Raw genomic sequence first — 6,428 nt, 5'->3', positions numbered from 1 at the left:
ATTGCACCAAAGGCTTCAAGCGCATTTTGTGACGCTTTACGTGATGCAATATTGGCAGGGTTAGCTTGCAAGTCGGCAATAATTGCGCTGGCTTTTTCTTCCCACTGCGCTGGTAATTCACCATTTACGCGGCGTTTAAATTCAGCGGCAAGCTCTGGGTATGCTGCTTCATAAGCTGCAAATTTCTCATCCCACGCTGCTTCCTTAGTTGTGCCAGCTTCTTTCGCTGACCATTCTGAGTAGATTTCTTGCGGAATTTCGAACGCACCGTGTTCCCAACCTAAAAATTCTTTTGCTGCTTTAATTTCATCATGGCCTAGTGGTGCACCGTGACAGTCGTGTGAACCTGATTTGTTTGGAGAACCAAAACCGATAATCGTTTTAGTACAAATCAAAGTTGGGCGACCAGTTTCAGCCTTCGCCGCTTCAATCGCCGCATTGATAGCCTCTGCATCGTGGCCATCAACCGCAGGAATAACGTGCCAACCATACGCTTCAAAACGTTTAGGTGTATCGTCAGAGAACCAACCTTCAACATGACCATCAATAGAAATGCCATTGTCATCCCAGAAAGCAACCAGCTTGCCAAGACCTAACGTACCCGCTAAAGAACAAGCTTCATGGGAAATACCTTCCATCAAGCAGCCATCACCCATGAATACATAAGTGAAGTGGTCAACGATGTCGTGGCCTTCTTTATTAAATTGTGCAGCTAGCGCTTTCTCAGCCATCGCCATACCAACTGCGTTAGTAATACCCTGGCCTAGTGGACCCGTAGTCGTTTCAATGCCTGGTGCGTAACCATATTCAGGGTGGCCTGGGGTTTTTGAATGCAACTGACGGAAGTTTTTCAGATCATCAATCGATAACTCGTAACCGCTTAGATGCAGCAAAGAGTAAATCAACATTGAGCCATGGCCGTTAGAAAGAACGAAACGGTCACGGTCTGCCCATTGTGGGTTTTGTGGATTGTGGTTTAGGTGAGAGCGCCAAAGCACTTCAGCAATGTCCGCCATCCCCATCGGTGCACCAGGGTGGCCAGAATTAGCTTGTTGTACACCATCCATGCTAAGGGCACGAATTGCATTTGCCAGTTGTTTACGATCCATAATATTTACCAAAATAGTCGATTTAGAAAGTGAGAGGGGAACGTTAATCGTTCCCCTAATTTTAATTCTTATAACTGATTACAGTTTAGCCGCAATCATCGTTTCAAGCTTGCCTTGGTCAATGGCGAAGTTGCGAATACCTTCCGCTAGTTTTTCTACGGCCATTGCATCTTGGTTGTGTTCCCATAGGAACTCAGCGTGAGTCATTGCTGCTGGGCGCTCTTTAGAACCTTTAGAGTCAACTAGTTTCTCAACCACTTCGCCTTCGGCCGCTTCAAGCTCTGCAAGTAGAGCAGGAGCGATAGTTAGACGGTCACAGCCAGCAAGCTCTAGGATTTCGCCAATGTTACGGAAACTAGCACCCATTACCACTGTGTTGTAGCCGTGCTCTTTGTAGTAGTTGTAGATATCCGTTACAGAGATTACGCCTGGATCTTCTTGAGCTTCAAAATCACGGCCTTCTTTTGCTTTGTACCAGTCCATGATGCGACCAACAAATGGAGAAATAAGGAACACGCCAGCTTCAGCACATGCACGCGCTTGAGCGAAAGAGAAAAGAAGCGTTAAGTTACAGTTGATGCCTTCTTTCTCAAGAATTTCTGCTGCGCGGATGCCTTCCCAAGTAGAAGCCAGTTTGATCAAGATACGGTCGTTGGTGATACCTGCATCATTGTACATTTTGATCAATTGACGTGCTTTAGCAACACTGCCTTCCATATCATAAGATAGGCGAGCATCTACCTCAGTAGAAATACGGCCAGGGATGGTTTTTAGGATTTCTTTACCGATGTTAACGGCAAGCATGTCACAGGTGTCTTGAACTTGTTGTGCTTTGTCTGAACTTTGGCTTTTTGCGTATTCGATAGAGGCATCGATTAATGGTGCATACTCGGCAATTTGAGCGGCTTTAAGAATTAGAGATGGGTTCGTTGTTGCGTCTTCTGGTTGGTATTTTTTTATTGCGTCAATTTCGCCAGTGTCAGCGACAACAGTAGTCAGTTTACGAAGTTGCTCTAATTTATTGCTCATATCGATCATCCTATGTCTTTGGGCTTCGCCAGCATTTTGATTAGCTGGGCATTTGCAAGCGGGTCGGTGGATAGTTTAGTCACGCTTTTACGTAAAACCTTTCCACAAACTCAATTAATTTCAGCGACCGAACATTTGCTTTGAACATTTGATCGTTCGTTGAGTAAATGATGTGCTCATATTTATCTGTTCTACGAGGAAAGTCAATCGATCTTCTAGGGTTATGGTGATGTCAATCAACTATTTTTTTGCGGCTGAAGTGAGGTGTAGTGAAATAAACGTTTGCTTAGGTTAGAGCAAGCTTTGCTTAGTCAGAAATAACATTTATTTGGGGGTGAGAAAATGTAATGGTGATGAGCAAAAGTTGCAATGTGGGTGTGCTGTAACATATGCTAGGTCAATGAGCGGATGCTCAAATTTTTGTATTCTGCTGGCAATGTTGATCACGAGAACGATTATGACAACTTCAAACCAAGATATTTCGATAGAAAACACCGATCTACTCACTGAAATATCCGTTGCTTATTACCAAGATGGCGCGACTCAAGAAGAGATCTCGAAAAAATTTGCGATTTCACGTGCCAAAGTAGGGCGGATGCTGAAACAAGCCCGAGATGAAGGCATTGTTGAAATTACCGTAAAATACCACCCAGTGTTTAGCGCAAAGATAGAGCAGCGTTTGATTGAACGATTCGGCGTTAAACGCGCCTTGGTTGCATTAGATCAACCTAGTGAAGAGCAGCAACGTCAGCAAGTATCGGGGTTAGTATCGAATTATCTCACTAACACATTAAAAAATGGCATGGTAGTTACCGTTGGCCAAGGACGAAATGTTTCCGCTGTCGCGCATCATATTGGTGTTATCACACCTAGAGACTGCAAATTTGTTTGCAGTATTGGCGGTATCCACCCGCGAGGCGGTATGTTCAACGCGGACCATATTTGTCGTCAATTGGCGAAAAAATATGGCGGTAGTTCTGAAACATTGTATGCGCCAGCTTATGCTGAAAACCGAGAACAAAAATTAGCCTTTATGCAAAATGCAACCGTTAAGCAAACGCTTGATTTAGCACGTAAAGCGGATATTGCGTTGGTCGGAATTGGTGACATGAGTGAAAACAGCTACATGGTTGATTTAGGTTGGTTTACGGCAGATGAAGTCGTTCAATCGCGCCTACAGCAAGGAGTCGTTGGAGATTTTGCAGGATACGATTTCTTTGATATTCATGGTAAGGCCGCTAATACCGTAATGAGCGACCGCGTGATTGGTTTGGGCATTGACGAGTTTCGTCCTATTGCAGAAGTGATCGCTATTGCCGCTGAAAACAGTAAACCGCTGGCGTTACTTGGCGCACTACGTACTGGTGCCATTGATGTGATTGCCACCAGTGTTAGCAATGCGCTCACCGTTTTAAACCTAGATGAACAAATGCAACTTGGTGTAGGGAAAAGTTAGTTTTTCTGGAAGTGACACGCTTGGTTTATAAAAAGTCATATTCCCCCCGAATTTTTCCGGGGGACACGACTTCTTTATTGGCTATTGGTTATTGGCTAATGGGTAGTGCTTCGTTTTGTCCCCATTCAGTCCAAGAACCATCATAAACAGCTAAATGCTCATAACCACACATATGCGCAGCAAGCAACACAATGCAAGCAGTGACACCAGAGCCGCAGCTGAAAAGATATTCAGAACGTTCACTTTTCAGCACCTGTTTTAAAATGGGTTCCAGTTCATTGATGCATTTCATTTTGTGTTCAATCATCAACTCAGCAAAAGGTAGGCAGGCTGAATTTGGGATGTGCCCACTTCGAATGCCAGCGCGAGGCTCAGCCACTTGGGCATTAAAACGGGCTTTAGAGCGTGCATCAATTGTTTGACTGGTTTCATTATCTATCTGTTGCAACACATAACCGGCGTCGACAAAATAGTGTTGATTCAGTTTCCCCGAAAAGTTACCGGTAATTTTAGGTTGTGAGTATTCCATTGCCAGCGGAAGACCACACATTTTCCATTCCGTAAGCCCGCCATCGAGTACATAAACTTCTTGATGGCCCATCGCTTTTAGCATCCACCACGCTCGTGGAGAGGCAAATGTCCCGCTATTATCATAAACAACAATGATCGAATCGTTATTGATCCCTAATGCTTGCGCTTGTGAATTGAAATGCTCTTCGTTAGGCATCATGTGTGGCAGTGTTGCGCTGAGGTCACAAAATACTTTGTCATAGTCAAAACGTCGCGCATTGGGAATCGTGTGTACGGTGTCTTTTTCAGTTTCACTTGGAATTTGAAAATCAATACTTGCATCTAGAATTACGATGCGTTCATCGGCTAAACGTTGATTTAACCAGCTTGGGGAAACCAATGGAGACATATTGCGCTAATCCTGACCTGTTGTTTGAAGAAGCTTTAACTTACTCATTAATTTGCAGAAAAGAAATATTTATAGCAAAGAAAATGGGTCGTAAATGGCTATTTTCTGAAAAAGAGGCAAACAACACATATGACAACAGACGTTGGAGTTGTTTGCGAATCATTGTCACCAAACCCACTGAGTTTGATTGATGTTAAAGACCTTTTGTAATGGGGCTGAGCCATCATAAAACCAGTCGGCACATTGAGTTCGTCCATAAAACGTACTGTTTCGGCTGCGATATTAGCTGTTGCGGTATCGTCAGGAGTGTTACCTGCACTGTCTTGTATGATTGGTGAAGCGGGGGGTACTAAAACTGGGGAGGTCGGTTTGCTAGTATTTGATGCTTCATCACCAGCGTCTCCTCCTCCAGATGCCGTAAGTAGCGTGACCAAACATAGGGATAGAAATGGATTATTCATGATTCACTCTCCTTAAGGTTGATAACATAATGCACGGTTTGCATTTTGGACTGCAAACCAGTCAAGGTTTTGTTGGACTGCCGATTCAGCATAATCCGCAAAGTCGGGGGAAGGCATTCACTAAATCGACTCGTTCTAATGGCCATTTCCACTCACCGGTGACTAATAACGCTCAAGGAAGGTTACTCGTATTCTTAAAATATATACCTTGAGCTGGGTCACCGGCATTAAAGAGATTTGGGCCATCAAATTTTTCTGTTAATAAGTGATCTGGTAGGTGGACTTCCCATTTTCTTCTAGGCTGAAAGGTCACACCTTCGCCATGATAATGACTTGGAGTTGCAAAGATAAATGGATCATAAGGCATTGCTAAAAGGTTAGAGGTATCAGTTTCTGGATGAAATGCAATATGGAGAGTGAAAGTGAAGGATAGGGTCGTTGCAACCAGCTTGAGTGCGATAATAGAGACAATCAGATTGCCAGTGATTGAGTAAATCATCAGAGGTGATAAAGATGGCTTCTGTTGAATCGATTTCTAAACCGCTTTTAGTTAAAAACTGACCATTGTGCAGTTGCTTTGTTAAGCTTTGATCAATATCAGAGCGTTGTATTCCCCCTAAGTGTATAGCGAAGCCATTGTGATAGCTGGCCCCATTAGCGGCAAGATAACCTTCTATTTTTATCTGAGTCACATCTCCATCTTTAATTGATTCTGTAACACGGTAACGCATTACAACATCATTCATGTCGTAATCGGCATTGTGTGGCCAGTTATCTCCATAAGCAACAGTGGCATAACCCGTTTCATTGGGGAAATGGCGAATAGTGACGCCTTCCAATATCACCGTCAAAGGGTGATCTTCAACTTCACCGGTAGTCGCCCCCCCAAAGTAATTGAGTCCGGTTTGTTGGTTAAATTTGGCCATCCTGATTTCGAGAAACATAGTAATAGCCATCAACATCAAAATATCCCTGTTTCGCCAGTATCACCAACATAAGTTTCAGCTCCAGTATCCGTGTCAAATCGATAGAGCGCGCCGCTATTATTGTCTATTCCGTACAAAGCACGATCTCACCCTGTCACTCGTGTCCAGAATTACGGATAACTTTCAGATTTTGAAACCTGCATCTTCAAGTTGAACGGGTATAGTGTTTTTGGCTTGGTATTCAGGGCTATTTTCAATTAGTTTAACGAGTTTTTCTTCTAGCTTGGTGATTTGATTTTTCATTGCCGCTAGTATCGGCTTGATGGTCGAGTGAAGAGATTTTGTGAGTATCTGAATTCGGTTTTTTTCCATCGTCTGCATAGATAATAACTGATTGCGTTGGATTACTAAGTCACTCATTAAGCGTATGTTTTTTGCCTTGATGACAGTCAGGGTTGGCTTGATGGCTTCGCCATAATGAGCAATCAACTCTGCGTCTAAACGGTCATTCTTGGCTCTGCGCCCAAT

General features: G+C 43.6%; 7 protein-coding genes and 1 pseudogene. 1 reads left to right on the top strand and 7 read right to left on the bottom strand.

The genetic code is table 11. The features are described 5' to 3' along the window. Together AACW06_RS18485 and tal are read right to left on the bottom strand one after the other, a co-directional pair. A partial coding sequence (locus tag AACW06_RS18485) for a thiamine pyrophosphate-dependent enzyme (RefSeq protein WP_238336748.1) occupies positions 1 to 1,109 on the bottom strand: 1,109 nt, incomplete at its 3' end. 78 nt (positions 1,110 to 1,187) lie between these two features. Next, on the bottom strand, positions 1,188 to 2,138 hold the full coding sequence (tal, locus tag AACW06_RS18480; protein WP_053312033.1) for a transaldolase: 951 nt from the start codon (positions 2,136 to 2,138) through the stop codon (positions 1,188 to 1,190). A gap of 457 nt (positions 2,139 to 2,595) precedes the next feature. Between tal and AACW06_RS18475 the strand changes: the two genes are divergently transcribed. Beyond that, positions 2,596 to 3,594: a sugar-binding transcriptional regulator gene (locus AACW06_RS18475; RefSeq protein WP_168524617.1), complete on the top strand. Its 999-nt coding sequence runs from the start codon at positions 2,596 to 2,598 to the stop codon at positions 3,592 to 3,594. Positions 3,595 to 3,682: 88 nt separating this feature from the next. On the opposite strand, the gene AACW06_RS18470 is transcribed toward AACW06_RS18475, so the two are convergent. From AACW06_RS18470 to AACW06_RS18450, 5 genes and pseudogenes are all read right to left on the bottom strand, one after another. Then, positions 3,683 to 4,513 (bottom strand): sulfurtransferase, encoded by an 831-nt coding sequence (locus tag AACW06_RS18470; protein WP_192076198.1) that lies wholly within the window; start codon positions 4,511 to 4,513, stop codon positions 3,683 to 3,685. Positions 4,514 to 4,611: 98 nt separating this feature from the next. Continuing rightward, positions 4,612 to 4,974: a hypothetical protein gene (locus AACW06_RS18465; protein ID WP_192076197.1), complete on the bottom strand. Its 363-nt coding sequence runs from the start codon at positions 4,972 to 4,974 to the stop codon at positions 4,612 to 4,614. 172 nt (positions 4,975 to 5,146) lie between these two features. Next, positions 5,147 to 5,473, bottom strand: a complete 327-nt coding sequence (locus AACW06_RS18460; RefSeq protein ID WP_272956770.1) for a DUF4842 domain-containing protein — start codon at positions 5,471 to 5,473, stop codon at positions 5,147 to 5,149. Then, complete coding sequence (locus tag AACW06_RS18455) at positions 5,361 to 5,918, bottom strand: LruC domain-containing protein (protein ID WP_272956769.1); 558 nt, start codon at positions 5,916 to 5,918, stop codon at positions 5,361 to 5,363. Before AACW06_RS18455 ends, AACW06_RS18460 begins: the two co-directional genes overlap by 113 nt. 177 nt (positions 5,919 to 6,095) lie before the next feature. Next, positions 6,096 to 6,428: pseudogene (locus AACW06_RS18450) on the bottom strand (IS110 family transposase); the annotation flags it as partial.

Source organism: Vibrio sp. S12_S33 (assembly GCF_963889785.1).
GTDB classification, from domain to species: Bacteria; Pseudomonadota; Gammaproteobacteria; order Enterobacterales; family Vibrionaceae; genus Vibrio; species Vibrio aestuarianus.
This window is presented reverse-complemented; position numbering and strand designations above follow the sequence as displayed.

What these genes read in the sequence shown, in the direction of transcription:
- tal (WP_053312033.1), bottom strand. Translation starts at nt 2,138, where the DNA reads ATGAGCAATAAATTAGAGCAACTTCGTAAACTGACTACTGTTGTCGCT.
- AACW06_RS18475 (WP_168524617.1), top strand. Translation starts at nt 2,596, where the DNA reads ATGACAACTTCAAACCAAGATATTTCGATAGAAAACACCGATCTACTC.
- AACW06_RS18470 (WP_192076198.1), bottom strand. Translation starts at nt 4,513, where the DNA reads ATGTCTCCATTGGTTTCCCCAAGCTGGTTAAATCAACGTTTAGCCGAT.
- AACW06_RS18465 (WP_192076197.1), bottom strand. Translation starts at nt 4,974, where the DNA reads ATGAATAATCCATTTCTATCCCTATGTTTGGTCACGCTACTTACGGCA.
- AACW06_RS18460 (WP_272956770.1), bottom strand. Translation starts at nt 5,473, where the DNA reads ATGATTTACTCAATCACTGGCAATCTGATTGTCTCTATTATCGCACTC.
- AACW06_RS18455 (WP_272956769.1), bottom strand. Translation starts at nt 5,918, where the DNA reads ATGTTTCTCGAAATCAGGATGGCCAAATTTAACCAACAAACCGGACTC.